The organism is Allomuricauda sp. ARW1Y1, assembly GCF_013407935.1.
Classification (GTDB): domain Bacteria; phylum Bacteroidota; class Bacteroidia; order Flavobacteriales; family Flavobacteriaceae; genus Flagellimonas.
Map to the genome: position 1 here is coordinate 94883 of NZ_JACBZU010000003.1, position 16489 is coordinate 111371.

Sequence of the window (16489 nt, forward strand, 5' to 3'; positions counted from 1 at the left end):
TGTGATGAAAAACAATATCATAACATCAATCTTACTAGTGACCACGGTATTCCTTTTTATGGGCTGTGATGACTTTTTGGACGAAACTCCCGAAACGTTTCGGACTCCCCAAAACTTCTTTGAGACCGAAGCACAAATAAATGAGGCCGTAGCGGGAATCTACAATACCAATCGTGGTCTCATGAACGGCGCCCATTGGCGTTTTGGTGAAAACCGATCCGATAATACCAGTTTTCAATTCAATCCTGCCGATAGGGGTGGAATCAACGATGAAGAAGTCGATTTGTTTTTGATGCTATCGGCCAATCCAAACCTTGCTGGATATTGGAACACCAGTTACTCGGGTATTTCTAGGGCAAACTTTGCTTTGGAGAACATTGATCGTGTTGATTTCAACAATGAAGCTTTGAGGGACGTTCGTCGTGGTGAGATTTTGTTCCTGCGAAGCTGGTTCTATTTTAATTTGGTACAACTCTTTGGCGATGTGCCCTACGTGACCTCGGCGGGTGATACTCCAGATGAGATATTATCCGATGAATTCTTGGAGCGGGTACCTGTGGCACAGGTCTATGAAAATATTATGGCAGATGCACAATTGGCCATTGATTTTTTACCGAACCCCGGAAATACGGAAAGCGGTCGAGCTACAAGGGGTGCGGCCTTGATGCTCAAGGCTAAAATGCACATGGCGCTTCAAGAATTTCAAGCGGCTGAGGAATTGTTGGAAGAAATGCAAGGTTTGGGCTATTCCTTACAGGCTGACTATGCCAGTGTATTTGCTCCCGACAACAAGAATAACAGTGAGCTGGTATTTGAGATCCAATATTCCTTTGCACTGGGACAGGCGTCCAACTTTGTGTCGCGCTTTGTTCCATTTAATAGTGGAAACGATATTCTTGGGGACAGCGGACCAGCGGGCTCAAGGGCGGGACAAAACCAGCCCACCCAGAGTTTGATCGACTTATACGATGCCGATGACACTCGTTTTACGCATAATATTTCTTTTTATGATGATGGGACTACAGTGGAGCCTTGGATGAGCAAATTCAATTATGGGTTTGAAGATCAAGGCTTGCAGGATGTTAACTTCCCGATGTTCCGTTATGCCGATGCCCTTTTGATGTTGGCCGAGTGTTATGCAGAAACAGGTGGAGGTGACCCGATTCCTTTATTATTGGAGGTAAGGGGCAGATCTATGCCAGACCCCAGTTTGAGTATGGAGGAAACATCGGATCTTGAGCAGACCATTGCCGATGAACGTAGAAGGGAACTGGCTTTTGAAAATCACAGATGGTTTGATCTATTGCGCACAGGTAAGGCAGTGGAAGTCATGACTGCTCATGGTATTCAACAGAAAGCTGAAAAAGCTACAGTCCCTGTGGAGGCATATACCAATATTAGAACCTTGTTGGGGCTCCCCCTAGGCCAAGTGGAGGAATTTAGTTTTACACAAAATGAAGGATGGTAGTTCGTAGGATCTGGCCAATATTAATTAGTAAAAAACTTGACAATATGAAGACTTTGTTCAACACTGCGTTAAAGCTCCTTTCGGTCCTGACCCTTATTCTATGGGTCGGATGCAAAGAGGATGACCCAGTCCTGGGTGCACCATACACTCTATTTACGTTTGAGGTTACCGATCTAACCGTTACTTTTAGCAATGGGTCGGTAGATAATCCAAATAGTTACAATTGGGATTTTGGCGATGGGCAATCGTCCACAGAAGAAAATCCGACCCATACCTACGAGGAAGGTGGTACCTATATGGTGGTTCTTACCACCAGCAATGGTGCTGGAGAAGATCAATTTCAAAGAGAGGTTACCGTCACTGAACCTGAAGTACCCCTACCTCCTGTAGTTTTCGAAACATTTGATGGTTATCCTGTCAATGCTAGTGTCGAAGGGCAAGGTGCTGCTTCCGATGGATGGGCAGGTGCATGGACGAAATTGACTGGAGATGACGTTACTGTTGTCACAGGTGGAGTTGTCAATAATGACATTGCCGTGGCCACTACCGGAAATTCCCTTTTATTGGATGCAAGCGGGGCAAATACGCGTTACAAACGTATTTTTGAGACTCCCTATCTGGATAACGGTAATACATATTGGTTTGCTTTTCAAGCAGAATTTGCCAATACTGATCTGGATGGTGGTGAAGTGCAGGTAATGCTTGTCGATAACGATGCCGAGGATTTTGGAGCCGGTGGCGGTGATGGCCAATTCTTGGGTATCGGTAAAACCATAACTCCTGGAGCACTCGGCGTCATGACTTTTGGGCCGTTTAACAATGTGGAAGCAACAACCGAAACTGCAGAAGGTCCGCTGTGGCTTGTGGCCAAGATAGAAACCAACGGTACAGCAGATCCAGATGTGGTCAAATTGTTTGTCAATCCTACTCCGGGAACCGAACCAGTGGATGGCACAGAAGCAGTGACCTTCAATGCTCCTGAACTGAGTGGTGGCTGGCAGGGCGTTGGCTTCAAATATACAGGCGGCAATGCCTCTAGCGTAAAGATCGATGATATTTACGTTGGCAACACCTATCAAGAAGTTACCCCACTCAATTATGTGGAGCTCCCACCAGCGGTATTTGATTCCTTTGATGACTATACCGTTGATGCCTCTGTGAATGGCCAGGGTACGGCAGCAAATGGATGGGCAGGTCCTTGGACGTTGTTATCTGGTGGTGATGTGAATGTGGTGTCGGGAGGTATCGTCAACAGCACACTTTCCGTGGAAACAACAGGGAATTCCATGTTGTTGGATGCCAGTGTCGGTGCTTCACGTTACAAACGAGGGTTGACCGAACCCATATTGGATGATGGACGGACCTATTGGTTTGCCTTCCAAGCAGAATTTAGTGGTGCGCTTGATGATACGGGTGAATTGGTTGTCATGCTCGTAGATAATGATGCAGAGGATTTTGGCGGAGGTGGACCCAATGGACAATTTTTGGGTATAGGTAAAACCATTAGTGCAGGAGCACCTCTTGGTATTATGACCTTCGGACCTTTTAACAATGTAGACGCTACTGATGTATCCGTGGAAGATGGTCCACTATGGGTGGTGGCCAAAATTGAAACCAATGGAACAGCAGACCCCGATTTGGTAAGGGTTTTTGTCAATCCATCTCCTGGAACTTCACCAGCCAATGGAACAGAGGCAGTGTCGTTCGCGGCCCCTGAACTGAACGGTGGTTGGCAGGGCATAGGGTTTAAGTTTAGTGGCGGTACCACCACTGCGAAAATCGATGACATTTATTTGGGATATCGTTTTGCAGATGTTACCCCTGAAAACTATTAAGAGTGGTGGAAGTATGATACTACCTTGTTGATAAGGTTAATCTTTGTGTCAACTGGCCGTAGTCGTTTATCATTTATTGCAAAATCAACTAAGATGGGCGCAACGGAAATACAAAATTATTTTGTATCGTATTTTAGATTTGAGTTAGTAATTGGCGGTATATCCTTTTTGTGATGTACCGCCTTTTCCATTTAAACAATAGGGGTCATCTTTCCTTTTCAATCGATTGGGAATTACCAACCATAGGTGAATTAGGCACATCTAAAGAGAATCCCTGAAACAGTCATAATCACGTTTTGTGGATATAAATCAATAGTTGGTATTGTGGTACGGTAGCCCCTCGGTACTTGGCTTTCTGTAACTTATGATCAAAGGCAATCGCCAGTATTGTTTGCAACAGTATAGTGCAGGATACTTTTTTTGAATCAATTTCTTTTCTTGTCCCCAACAATTGGCCCTGTATGCATAAAATCACTTTCTTGTTTTTTTTTCTGTTGATACCCTTGGTTGTTTTGGCACAGGGCAATATGCCGTGGCAAACACCTGATATTGTTAAAATAAACAAGCTTCCTGCAAGGGCTACCTCTATTTCCTATCCTGATCTAAAGCTTGCAAGACAGGCCGATAGGGATGCATCGCCCTTTAAAAGATCCTTGAACGGGGCATGGCGGTTTTTCTGGACAGCATCTCCAGATTTGGCGCCCGATGGATTTTACAAAAAGGATTATAATGATGAGACATGGGATAACATTCCTGTTCCCTCCAATTGGGAATTGCAGGGTTATGGAAAGCCTTGGCAACGATTGACCCCAGAAATTTGGAAGGATATACAAATTTCTTTTCCACATATTCCAGAGGACTACAACCCCACCGGTTCCTATCGAAAAGTGGTAAGTTTGCCAGAGACTTGGGAGAACAAACAAATCACATTGCACATCGGTGCGGCCTCATCTGCTTTTCGTGTCTGGGTCAATTCACAATTCGTTGGATATAGTGAGGACAACAGGCTTCCAGCTGAATTTGACATTACTTCTTATCTCCGACAAGGCGACAATCTTATAGCGCTACAGGTACTCCAATGGAGTGATGGAAGCTATATAGAGGATCAGGATCATTGGAGGATGAGCGGCATCACTAGGGAGGTGTATCTTGAGGCATCGCCTCAAGTACAGATTTATGATTTTGCGGTCAGGACCGAATTGGATGATACCTTTACGGATGCACAATTACAAATCCGTCCAGAAATCAAAAATTATGCTTCCAAGGACATTTCCAACTATGTGATCGAAGCTTACCTGTACGATGCCGATAACACTGCTGTTCTGGATTCCCCCTTTACGCTCCCTGTCGCCAAACTGCTGAACGAATATCATCCGCAAATAGGAAACCGTCCTTTTGAAAACCTAATGGATCGTACCATTAGGAATCCAAAAAAATGGTCGGCAGAAGACCCCAACCTTTATACCTTGGTGCTGGCGTTAAGGGATGAAGAGGGGAAACTGGTGGAAGCACGAAGTACACGTATCGGTTTCAGGGAAATTGATACACAAGACGGTCAGTTTAGGGTTAATGGTATCCCAGTCCTCCTGTATGGCGTCAACAGACATGATTGGGATGCCACTATGGGCAAAGCGGTTACCAAGGAAGCTATGCGACGTGATGTGGAACTAATGAAAAAGCTCAATGTGAACGCTTCAAGATCTTCACATTATCCCAATCCCCCTTATTGGTACGAATTGTGCGACGAATATGGTATCTATGTGATGGATGAAGCAAATATAGAAAGCCATGGACTTGGTTCTTTACCGAGTAATTCCCCAGATTGGCATACCGCATTTATGGAACGAGGAATACGTATGGTCGAAAGGGACAAAAATTATCCGAGTATCGTCAGTTGGTCGCTAGGAAATGAGGCCGGTTTTGGTCCGAATCATGCCGCCATTTCAGCATGGATAAAGGAATTTGATCCCACAAGGCCCGTTCACTATGAAGGTGCCCAAAACATTTATGGCTATCGCTGGCCTTCACCAGAGCCTAAGGACAGGGTCTATACGGATATTATTTCTAGAATGTACCGTCTTACGGAAGATATGGTTGCCCTAGCGACCCAGACCGGAGACAATCGACCCATTATTTGGTGCGAATATGCCCATTCACAAGGAAATTCTACCGGTGATTTGGCTGGTTATTGGGAGGCCATCAGAAAATATCACCGATTGGTTGGGGGATTCGTGTGGGACTGGAGAGATCAACTGATTACCAAACCTTCCGGAGATGGGAAAACCTTGTGGAAATTTGGAACCGATTACAATCAGGCACACGATGACCTGTTACCGATTCAAAAAGGATTGATCTCTGCCGATGGGAAAATCAAATCAGGGGGTTGGCAGGCAAAATATGTTTGGCAGCGAGCGGAGTTTATCCCCGACAACCTTGAGGAAGGAGAGATTACTCTTAAGAATTGGTTTTCTAGAACCAACCTCGATCGGTTTAATTTGAAATGGGAGATTACCGAAGATGGTAAAATCATAGCGGAAGCGCTTACAATTGCTCCTTCCATTCAGCCCGGTGGCAGTGGCGCTGTCAAATTGAAGTTACCAAGTGTGGAGCGAAAAGCAGGAAAACACTATTATCTTAACTTGAGCCTGTTGCTCAAACAAGATGAATTATGGGCCGAAAAAGGGTACTCCATAGCGCATCAGCAATTTAGTTTGGGCCATATTCCCGCTAAGGATATGGAAGCAAGGGAAGCTACGTTAAGCATGGTAAAGGATGCCACTAAATGGGTGGTAAAAAGCGGCGATACCGAATTCAGTATCAATAGTAAAACAGGATATTTGAATCGTATGACTTATGAGGGAATCCCACTGATTTCGGGTCCCTTAAAACCTAATTTTTGGAGAGCCCTAACGGATAATGATCTTGCCTCTGGGTTGCTTGAACGACAGGGTTTTTGGAAGCAAATAACAGATGGTTTGGAACTGGAACACATGGAAAGTTACCCGTACTGGAATGGCATAGTGGTAAAAACCCAATATTCCACTGCAGATGCTACTTTGCGGCTGGAACAGACCTGTACATTTGTAGAAAACAATACCTTGCAAATCCACTTTAGGATGATTCCTTCGGAAGATTTGCCCGATATTCCTAGAATTGGAATGGAAACCAGTATTCCAAACAGCTACAATCGGATGGAATGGTTGGGTAGGGGACCGTGGGAAACCTATGCCGATAAGAGGTCGGGAGCTTTGATTGCCCGTTATTCAGCCAATGTTGAAGATGATTTTACTTATTATGTACGACCCCAAGAAAGCAGCAACAAAACGGATGTCCACTGGGTTACGCTGACCAATCAAGATCATTTGGGTCTAAAAATTGAAAGTATGGACCAACCCATCAATTTTAGTGCGAAACCTTTTTCACAAAAACAATTGGAACTGGCAACCCGCATTGAAGAGCTGGGTTTTTCAGACAAGATATTCCTTCACATAGACCATAAGCAAATGGGGGTCGGAGGAGATAATACCTGGAGCATGGACGCCGCGCCGCACAAGGAATTTAGAATACCCGCAAAGGTTTATGATTACAGTTTTAAGATTCAAGTAGCAAAATGAGAACATTCCGCATTAACATCATTGGCATTTCCCTAGTCTTTCTATTAGGATCGATATCCTGTAGGGAAGATATGAATTCATCCAAGAATGAAGATGGTTCTTCAAGCTTAACTTCCCTGAATGGGGAAAGACCGTGGAGAGCAGAATGGATAACCGCTAAAAACCAGACGGATTCCGTCAATGCATGGACGGTATTTAGAAAGGAATTTGAGCTAAAGGATTTGCCTTCGGATAGCTTAATGGCAAGAATTGCGGTTGACTCCAAGTATTGGCTTTGGATAAACGGTAATATGGTGGTTCGGGAAGGTGGACTGAAAAGGGGCCCCAGCCCTGAGGACACCTATTACGATGAGGTAGCGATTGGTGCCCATCTGAAGGTTGGGGATAATTCGATTGCTGTCCTCTTACAATATTTTGGCAAGCATGGGTTCAGTCATAATAGCAGCGGAACGGCAGGTTTTTTATTCGATTTGCAGTCAGAGGATGTGACCATTTTATCCGATGGTTCATGGAAAGCATGGCCACACGCATCCTTTGGTGAAACCCAGGGACCTCATCCCAATTACCGACTCCCTGAATCCAATATTCTCTTTGATGCGAACAAAGGCGATTTTGAATTCGCGACCCCCAATTTTGACACTTACGGTTTTCCTTCTGCCGTTGAAAACGGAGTTCCTCCGGTGGCACCATGGAACAAACTTACCAAAAGAATCATACCGCAGTGGAAGGATTTCGGATTGCGGGCATATGAAAATGAACGGGTCTATCCATTTATTTCCGATGGAAAGACCATTTCCATGGAGCTTCCCTACAATGCCCAAGTAAACCCTTATTTGAAGATCGAATCGGCCACTGGAAATGATACCATTGACATCAGGACCGATCATTACAATGGTGGCGGGGCTCCGAACATTAGGGGAATCTATGTATCCAAACCTGGGGTGCAGGAGTTTGAACTTCCTGGTTGGATCAATGGTCACAACGTATTGTACAGTATTCCCAAAGGGGTAAAGGTTTTGGGGCTCCAATTCAGGGAAACGGGCTATGATACGGAATTCGCAGGTAGCTTCGTCTGTGATGATCTCTTCTATAACCAATTGTGGCAGAAGTCGCTGCGAACGCTTTATGTGACCATGAGGGATACCTATATGGACTGTCCCGATAGGGAAAGGGCACAATGGTGGGGCGATGAGGTATTGGAAAGCGGAGAGGCTTTCTATGCCCTAGACCGAAAATCCGATGCCCTGGTAAAAAAGGGAATTATGGAACTTATGAACTGGCAGCGAAGGGACAGTACTATTTTTTCACCTATTCCAGCTGGAAACTGGGATAAGGAATTGCCAGGTCAAATGTTGGCCAGTGTTGGCTACTATGGATTTTACAACTATTATCTCCATACCGGGGACATTCAAACGATAAAGGAAGTGTACGAACCCGTAAAAAAGTACCTCTCCGTATGGAAATTAAGATCCGACGGAACACTCGAACTGCGTCAAGGGGGTTGGACCTGGGGTGATTGGGGCGAGAACAAGGATATTCCCGTACTGTTGAACACCCAATACCATTTAGCCCAGAAGGGACTATTGAAAATGGCAGAAGCACTGGGAAAAACAGAAGAGGCTGAGAATATCAGGTACCGGATGGATACGTTCAAAAAAGCCTTCAACACTAATTTTTGGAACGGAAACCATTATAGATCCCCGGAATATGGCGGAAAGGTGGATGATAGGTCACAGGCCCTTGCGGTAGTTTCGGGTCTTACTGATCCCGATAAGTTCCCTGCACTTCTAGACGTGTTCAAAAAAGAAATGCATGCGAGCCCTTATATGGAAAAATATGTTGTGGAGGCCCTATTCCAGATGGGATATCCTGAATTCGCCATGGAAAGGTTGAAACAAAGGTTCTCAACAATGGTAAACCATCCCAGCATCACCACGCTATGGGAAGGATGGGGCATTGGAAAAGAAGGTTTCGGTGGAGGAACCATTAACCATGCTTGGAGTGGTGGAGGGCTGACCCTCTTATCCCAATACGTGGCAGGTATTGCTCCTGCAACACCCGGTTATCGGACCTTTGAGGTTCGACCGCAATTGGGCCCCTTAAAAAATGTTCAAGCCCTTGTACCAAGCATAAAGGGGGATATTTTGGTGAGCATTGAAAAATCAGATAAGTATCAAATGGATATAACAGTTCCATCAAATACGGAGGCATCAGTTTATATTCAGACGGCTTATGGAACTGTGGATATGAATCAAGAAGGAATTATTAAAAATAAAGAAGTTATAGCGGATAATGTGGAGGTCAAACAAGGCTATTACATTTTAAAAATAGGGCAAGGGAATCATTCCATAACAGCTTTTTAGACGATTATGGACATACCTTCAACCGGTAAATGCAATTGATATATGCTTAAAGTTGGATTATTTGGAATTGGGTTGGACACCTATTGGGATCAATTTGAAGGCCTATTGGACCGTCTCATGGGATATCAGTCGGAAGTAAAATCCTTGTTGGAGACCCATGACGTTGAGGTAGTCGATACCGGTATGGTAGACAATCCGTTCAAGGCAAAACAAAGCGCGATGATCTTTAGCGCTGAAGATGTGGATTGTATCTTTCTGTTCATTTCCACCTACGCATTGTCCCAAAATGTATTACCGATTGCGCAAAAGGTAAAGGTTCCTGTAATTGTGCTGAACCTTCAGCCCGTAAAGGCCATTGATTATAAAAAGTTCAATGGTATGGGGGACCGGGGTAAGATGACAGGTGAATGGCTCGCCCATTGTCAAAGTTGTGTCGCCCCCGAATTATCGAGCGTTTTCAATCGGGCGGGGATAGATTTTTACTTGATTTCAGGGTATTTACAGGAAGATTATGTTGCAAGCGAGATTTCGGACTATCTGGTGGCTTTGAAGGTGGTAAAGGGGATGCGTGAAAACCGAGTAGGGGTAATGGGACATTATTACAATGGAATGTTGGATGTCTACAGTGATCTTACCCAACAATCCTCCACTTTTGGAAATCATTTTGAAATCATTGAATTTGGAATGCTTAAAAAACTCAGGGATGAGGTGGGCAAGGAGGATATTGAAAATAAAATAGAAGACTTCCGTATTGAATTCAAAGTAAGTACGGATTGTGATTCCAATGAACTCATAAGGGCTGCAAAAACTGCAGTAGCACTGGACAAACTGGTAGAGCATTATCAACTTGGTTCCCTGGCGTATTATTATGAAGGAAACGGGGATACAGGATGTCAGGATATTGTTACTTCACTGATTCCCGGATTGACCCTACTAACCGGGAAAAATGTTCCCGTGGCTGGTGAATATGAGATTAAGAACGTGCAAGCCATGAAGATGCTTGATTTGATGGGAGTCGGGGGTTCTTTTTCGGAGTTCTATGCCATGGATTTTGAAGAGGATATCATGTTATTGGGTCATGATGGCCCCGCTCATTTCAGTATTGCTGAGGGAAAGGTTGGATTGGTCCCATTACCGGTTTATCATGGTAAACCGGGAAAAGGGCTTTCCATTCAGATGGAGGTTAAAAACGGTCCCGTAACACTTTTATCCGTAGCACACAACCGTGATGGGGAGATTTTCCTTATCTGCGCCGAGGGAGCATCTGTTTCAGGGGATACATTACAAATTGGCAATACCAATTCCCGTTATAAATTTCCAATACCTATACGTGATTTTATCGATAAATGGTCTTTGGCGGGCCCTTCCCACCATTGTGCCATCGGAATGGGGCACAAGGCGGCTCAGCTTAAAAAATTGGCGCAATTACTAAAGATAAAGCTTTTACAAATTTGTTAAAATTTACATGATGTCCAATCCAATTTTAGGAGTTTTTTTTCATGCCACGGGCGGCTTTGCTGCGGGGTCTTTTTATTTGCCCATCAAAAAAATTCGTCACTGGGCTTGGGAAACGGGATGGCTTTTGAATGGCCTGTTCGCTTGGCTAATCGCTCCAATACTGGTTTCTTCTATAACTGTTCCTGAGACTTGGCCGATTATCCGGAATGCTTCCTTCGATACCTTATTTTGGACCTATACTTTTGGTGTACTATGGGGCATTGGTGGCTTAAGTTTTGGTTTGGCGATGCGTTATTTGGGTATTTCCCTTGGTATGGCACTTGCGCTAGGTTTGACCGCTGCCTTTGGCACTCTATTACCACCATTGTATCAAGGCAACTTTAATACATTGGTTGGCAACCCTTCCGGTCAACTGGTCTTGTTCGGAATTTTAGTTTCACTCGTTGGAATTGCCATATGTGGTAGAGCAGGCGTTCTGCGTGAACGGGAGAAGAAGGGGGCTAATGGTCGATCATTTGATTTGGTCAAAGGTGTGATCGTTGCCTTTTTTGCTGGAGTGATGAGTGCCTGTTTCGCATTTGGTATAGTTTCTGGTGCTCCCATGGCAGAGCTGGCTCTGGATTCCGGGGCCAATCCACTTTGGCAAAATGGCCCCGTGTTTATCATAATTTTATTGGGCGGGTTGACTAGCAATTTTGTCTGGTGTTTCGTATTGCTATTCAGGAATAAATCATTTAGGGACTTTACAAACAGAAGTGTACCGTTAAAGAAGAATTATTTGTTCGCAGCGATTGCTGGAATAACATGGTATTTTCAGTTTATGTTTTACGGAATGGGGAGTTCCCTGATGGGAGAACTTGATTTTGCAAGTTGGACATTACATACCATCTTCATAATTATGTTCAGCACATTCTGGGGAATCGTGACCAAAGAATGGTCCTATACCACCACAAAAACTAAATTGAATTTAACAACAGGCTTGGCCATTTTAATCATGTCAACCATAATCATTGGCCTAAGTAATCAAATCACATAATATCTTAAGTAACACTTGAAAATGAGCAAGACCAACTTATTTTTTTCAATCGTTTCAATTCTACTGATTTCGGGATGTAAGACGGAATCGAGTAAAGAAAGTACAGAACAAAAATCAAAACCTAACATCATTATGATTGTCGCAGATGATATGGGATGGCATGATCTTTCTTCTTACGGAAATGACTTTATCGAAACCCCAAATCTGGATGAATTGGCAAACAGTGGTATCCGTTTTACGGATGCCTACGCAGCTGCCCCTCTGTGCAGCCCCTCCAGGGCAAGTCTGATGACCGGTTTGCACCCTATTAGTGTGAATATCACGGAGCATATTCATGGAAATACCCCAGCAGGACCAAATCAAAAGTTAAAAACACCCCCGGTCAGCCAACAACTTGATCTGGAATTCACCACACTGGCTGAGGTATTGAAGCAAAAGGGGTATCGAACCGGTTTTATTGGTAAATGGCATCTTGGTGGAGGAAAGTTTGAGCCGCAGCATCAAGGATTTGACATAAACATTGGAGGTAGTTATAACGGCTTACCCAGCACGTTTTTTTATCCATTCTTCCCTGAGGGACAAAAACCTGAACTACAGGGTGGCAGTAAAGAAGGGGATTACCTTACGGATGTGCTCACGGAAAAGGCGGTGGATTACATTAATCAAGTAAAGGATAGTGCTTTTTTCCTATCACTGAATTACTACTCACCACATGTGCCCATAGAAGGCAAGGATTCCTTGGTGGACAAGTATGTGTCCAAACGAGCCCAAAACAGTTTGGAAAAATTTCCCAATGCACATTATGCAGCTATGGTAGAGTCCATAGATATCAACGTAGGAAGTATTGTAAAAACATTGGAAAGTCTTGGACTTCGGGATAATACGATCATTCTCTTCACATCCGACAATGGTGGTCTATCCGTTGAAGAGGTCCCTGCATTTGCCAAGCATACCCCACCTACCGATAATGGTCCCTTAAGAGCAGGGAAGGGTTATTTATATGAAGGGGGTATTCGGGAACCATTGATTATCAGCTGGCCTTCAAGAATTCAAGGGTCACAGGTGAATGAAACCCCAGTAATAGCACAAGACTTTTTTAATACGTTCACTGAAATAGTGGGATCGGATACCAAAGCGGAAGGCAGTGAAAGCCTTGTTCCTATTTTCAATGATCAAGTACTTGTGGAAAGAGGGCTTCTATGGCACCTACCCCATTACAGTCCCCAGCATGGGAAACCTTCCTCGGCTTATAGGGAGGGAGATTGGAAGATTATTAGATTTTATGAGGATGAGGTCTACGAGCTGTATAACTTAAAGGACGACCCTTCGGAAGCAAAGAATCTATCCAAGGATAATCCGGAAAAATTGGAGGAGTTGAAATTAAAGATGGACAACCAATTGAAAAGTTTGGGTGCGAAGTTTCCCGAAAATAACCCAGATTACAAAAAACAATAGGTAATAGATGATGAAATGTAGTTATAAAAATTGGGCTGTCATTTTTATGACAGCCATCTCTTTGGGACATTCTTGGGCCCAGGAAATGCCTAGCACGGTAAGACCGTGGGAAGATCCTCAGGTTAATGGCATCAATAGACTGCCCGCAAAAGCGACATCAGTATCCTATGCAACCATTGCAGAAGCTAAAAAAGCCGACCGTAAGGCTTCTAGCCGCTACAAAAGTTTAAACGGAAATTGGAAATTTAACTTTTCGAAAAATCGGAAGGAGGCACCTGAAAATTTTTATACTGAGAATTTCTACGATGGCAATTGGGAAACAATACCCGTACCTTCCAATTGGGAATTACAAGGTTACGGCACGGCAATTTATACCAATGTGACCTATCCGTTTAAACCCGTTGACCCGCCATTAGTACCAGAGGTCAACCCGACTGGCAATTACCGTACCAGCTTTACCGTTCCGAATGATTGGCAGGATATGCAAATCACTTTGTCCTTTGGAGGCGTGAGTTCAGCATACTACGTTTGGGTTAATGGAAAAATGGTCGGATATGCCGAAGACAGCCGACTGCCAAGTCATTTCGATATTACAAACCATTTGAAAGCGGGCGACAATCAACTCGCCGTACAAGTCTATCGCTGGTGCGATGGCAGTTATTTGGAAGATCAGGACCATTGGCGCCTGAGCGGTATTCATAGAGATGTTTATCTTACGGCCTCGCCAAAGGTGCAACTTTATGATTTTTTCGTAAAAACGGATTTTGATGCCAATTACAAAGACGCCGAACTGCAAATTAGACCGCGAATACAGCGATATGTGGATGAAAAATTGGAAGGCTACACCTTAAAAGCGCATTTGTTTGATGCGGATGGAAAGAAAATTCCAACAGACCCTTTAGAAATCGATGCCAATAAAATCTATTGGGAATGGTACGGCCAACGTGACAAGCCTGCGTTTGCCCTAATGAAAAGCAGCATCAAAAATCCAAAAAAATGGACTGCAGAAACGCCTTATCTCTACACTTTGGTCTTTGAATTGACCGACCCCAACGGCATACTTTTGGAAGCCAGAAGCACTAAAATCGGATTTCGAGAAGTTGGGATTAGCGATAAAGGCGAAGTTTTGGTGAATGGCGAACCTGTGTTGATATACGGCGTCAACCGCCACGACCACGACCCTATTTCGGGTAAGGTGATTTCAGAGGAATCCATGCGACGTGATATTGAACTGATGAAAAAGTTCAACGTGAATGCGGTGCGAACCTCCCATTATCCAAACGATGAGCGTTGGTACGAACTGTGTGACGAATACGGTATTTATGTCATGGATGAGGCCAATCTCGAAACCCACGCATTGGGTGGCAAGCTCAGTAATATTCCAAGCTGGAACAACGCCTTTATGGAACGCGCCGTACGCATGGTGGAACGCGATAAAAACCACGCCAGTATCATTTTTTGGTCGTTGGGCAATGAAAGTGGTTCGGGTTTTAATCACGCATCGATGTCACAATTCATTAAAAGCTACGACGAGACACGCCCGATTCATTACGAAGGCGCACAAAATTGGGGACGCACAGAAGATGGCAAACTCAAATCCGACCCAGACTATGTGGATATGATTAGCCGGATGTATATGCCGATTGAGCATATGATCGAAATGTCCGAACTGGAAGGCGAAAACCGACCGGTTATTTGGTGCGAGTATGCCCACAGTATGGGTAATTCCACAGGAAATTTATTCAAGTTCTGGGATGCCATCCGCAAGCACGACCAGTTGGTTGGCGGATATATCTGGGATTGGGTGGACCAAGGTTTGTTACAGACTAAAGATGGTGAGGAATATTACGCTTTTGGTGGCGATATGGGCGATACCGAACAGAACGACCTTAACTTTTGTTTGAACGGTATCGTCGGCCCAGACCGTGAAGTCAAACCTGCACTATGGGAAGTAAAAAAGGTGTTTCAGCCAGTCGCCTTTTCTGAGGTGAATTTGGAGAATGGCCAGATTGAGTTGAACAACCGCTTTGACTTTACCAACTTAAATGATTTTGAGCTGGTTTGGCAACTTCAGGAAGATGGCAAAATCTTAAAAGAAGGCAAATTGACGGATGTTTCAGCAAACCCAAATGCATCCACAACGGTTAACATTTCCTATAAAAAACCAAAGCTGAAAGGTGGTGCTGAATATTTCTTGCGTGTTGGTTTACGCCAAAAAACCGCTACCAACTGGTCGCCAAAGGGACATGAGGTAGCCTGGCACCAATTTAAACTGCCGTTTCAAAAAGATGCTGACGTCAATTCAAGTTATAGAAATGACCTGACGGTAAACGATGCTCCGGAAACGGTGACTGTTTCAGGAAAAGAGTTCAGTGTTACATTCGATAAAACGACTGGTGAACTTTCCACTTTTAAGCATAAAGGAGCAGATTTGGTTACGCAAGGCCTGCAACCCGAGTTTTGGCGACCAACCACAGATAACGACCGTGGTGGCGGACGTACACCAAAAACCTTGGGCGTTTGGAAGGATGCTGAAAAAAATGCGGAATTAAAATCATTTAAAGTATTGGAACAATCTTCCAAACAAGCCGTGATGGTAAGCCAATACCGTCTAGAAGACGTAAAAGCCGATTTGACAATGACCTACACTGTATATCCTGACGCTACGGTTAAAGTGGATAACAGTTTCAAATTAGATGACAATGCCGACTTGCCGATGCTCCCAAAATACGGGATGCAGATGCGAGTTCCGAATAGTTACAACACGATGACCTATCTGGGTAAAGGTCCGCACGAGAATTACCAAGACCGCCAATTGTCGGCTGATATAGGAGAATATTCCGAAGAGATTGGAAAAGAATACCGAGGTTATATCCGGCCACAGGAATATGGTAACAAAACAGAAGTGCGCTGGTTTAGTTTGACCAATTCAGTTGAAAACGGTCTATACGTGGCTGGTTTAAGCGACAACCTCAGTGTGAGCGCTTGGCCGTACACTACAGAAAACATCGATGAGGCCTTACATGCCTACGATTTGGAAAAACAAGACTTCATCACGGTAAATATCGACTTAGCGCAAATGGGTGTAGGTGGAGACGACAGTTGGTCCATGGCAGCGCTTCCCCATGAAGAATTCCGGGTACCCGCCAAAAACTACGGATACACCTTTGTTTTGAAACCAGTGGATGAGGCCAATAAAGGTAGGGTGAAATTGCCCAGGGATTGAAAAATGAGCGATTAAAACTACATTTTAACCAACA

General features: G+C 44.2%; 8 protein-coding genes. All 8 read left to right on the forward strand.

The window, feature by feature from the left end; all coding sequences use genetic code 11:
• Positions 1 to 4 precede the first annotated feature (4 nt).
• The 8 genes from GGE08_RS09465 (at position 5) to GGE08_RS09500 (ending at position 16455) form a co-directional block, all read left to right on the forward strand.
• Positions 5 to 1468 carry a RagB/SusD family nutrient uptake outer membrane protein gene (locus tag GGE08_RS09465; RefSeq protein ID WP_179384652.1) on the forward strand — a complete coding sequence of 488 codons (1464 nt, stop codon included), beginning with the start codon at positions 5 to 7 and terminating at the stop codon, positions 1466 to 1468.
• 44 nt (positions 1469 to 1512) lie between these two features.
• On the forward strand, positions 1513 to 3303 hold the full coding sequence (locus GGE08_RS09470) for a PKD domain-containing protein (protein WP_218847526.1): 1791 nt from the start codon (positions 1513 to 1515) through the stop codon (positions 3301 to 3303).
• A gap of 461 nt (positions 3304 to 3764) precedes the next feature.
• Positions 3765 to 6917, forward strand: a complete 3153-nt coding sequence (locus GGE08_RS09475; protein ID WP_179384654.1) for a glycoside hydrolase family 2 TIM barrel-domain containing protein — start codon at positions 3765 to 3767, stop codon at positions 6915 to 6917.
• A gap of 71 nt (positions 6918 to 6988) precedes the next feature.
• Positions 6989 to 9280 (forward strand): alpha-L-rhamnosidase C-terminal domain-containing protein, encoded by a 2292-nt coding sequence (locus GGE08_RS09480; protein ID WP_179384655.1) that lies wholly within the window; start codon positions 6989 to 6991, stop codon positions 9278 to 9280.
• 42 nt (positions 9281 to 9322) lie between these two features.
• Positions 9323 to 10738, forward strand: a complete 1416-nt coding sequence (locus GGE08_RS09485) for an L-fucose/L-arabinose isomerase family protein (protein ID WP_179384656.1) — start codon at positions 9323 to 9325, stop codon at positions 10736 to 10738.
• Positions 10739 to 10748: 10 nt separating this feature from the next.
• Positions 10749 to 11774, forward strand: a complete 1026-nt coding sequence (locus GGE08_RS09490) for an L-rhamnose/proton symporter RhaT (protein ID WP_179384657.1) — start codon at positions 10749 to 10751, stop codon at positions 11772 to 11774.
• A 132-nt stretch (positions 11775 to 11906) separates the two neighbouring features.
• Positions 11907 to 13229: a sulfatase gene (locus tag GGE08_RS09495; protein WP_179384658.1), complete on the forward strand. Its 1323-nt coding sequence runs from the start codon at positions 11907 to 11909 to the stop codon at positions 13227 to 13229.
• Between the two features lie 46 nt (positions 13230 to 13275).
• The gene (locus GGE08_RS09500) at positions 13276 to 16455 is read left to right on the forward strand and encodes a glycoside hydrolase family 2 TIM barrel-domain containing protein (RefSeq protein ID WP_179384659.1); all 3180 of its coding nucleotides are present in this window, start codon (positions 13276 to 13278) and stop codon (positions 16453 to 16455) included.
• Positions 16456 to 16489 lie beyond the last annotated feature (34 nt).

Coding starts and splice junctions, on each gene's coding strand:
- GGE08_RS09465 (WP_179384652.1), top strand. CDS start 5: ATGAAAAACAATATCATAACATCAATCTTACTAGTGACCACGGTATTC.
- GGE08_RS09470 (WP_218847526.1), top strand. CDS start 1,513: ATGAAGACTTTGTTCAACACTGCGTTAAAGCTCCTTTCGGTCCTGACC.
- GGE08_RS09475 (WP_179384654.1), top strand. CDS start 3,765: ATGCATAAAATCACTTTCTTGTTTTTTTTTCTGTTGATACCCTTGGTT.
- GGE08_RS09480 (WP_179384655.1), top strand. CDS start 6,989: ATGAATTCATCCAAGAATGAAGATGGTTCTTCAAGCTTAACTTCCCTG.
- GGE08_RS09485 (WP_179384656.1), top strand. CDS start 9,323: ATGCTTAAAGTTGGATTATTTGGAATTGGGTTGGACACCTATTGGGAT.
- GGE08_RS09490 (WP_179384657.1), top strand. CDS start 10,749: ATGTCCAATCCAATTTTAGGAGTTTTTTTTCATGCCACGGGCGGCTTT.
- GGE08_RS09495 (WP_179384658.1), top strand. CDS start 11,907: ATGATTGTCGCAGATGATATGGGATGGCATGATCTTTCTTCTTACGGA.
- GGE08_RS09500 (WP_179384659.1), top strand. CDS start 13,276: ATGACAGCCATCTCTTTGGGACATTCTTGGGCCCAGGAAATGCCTAGC.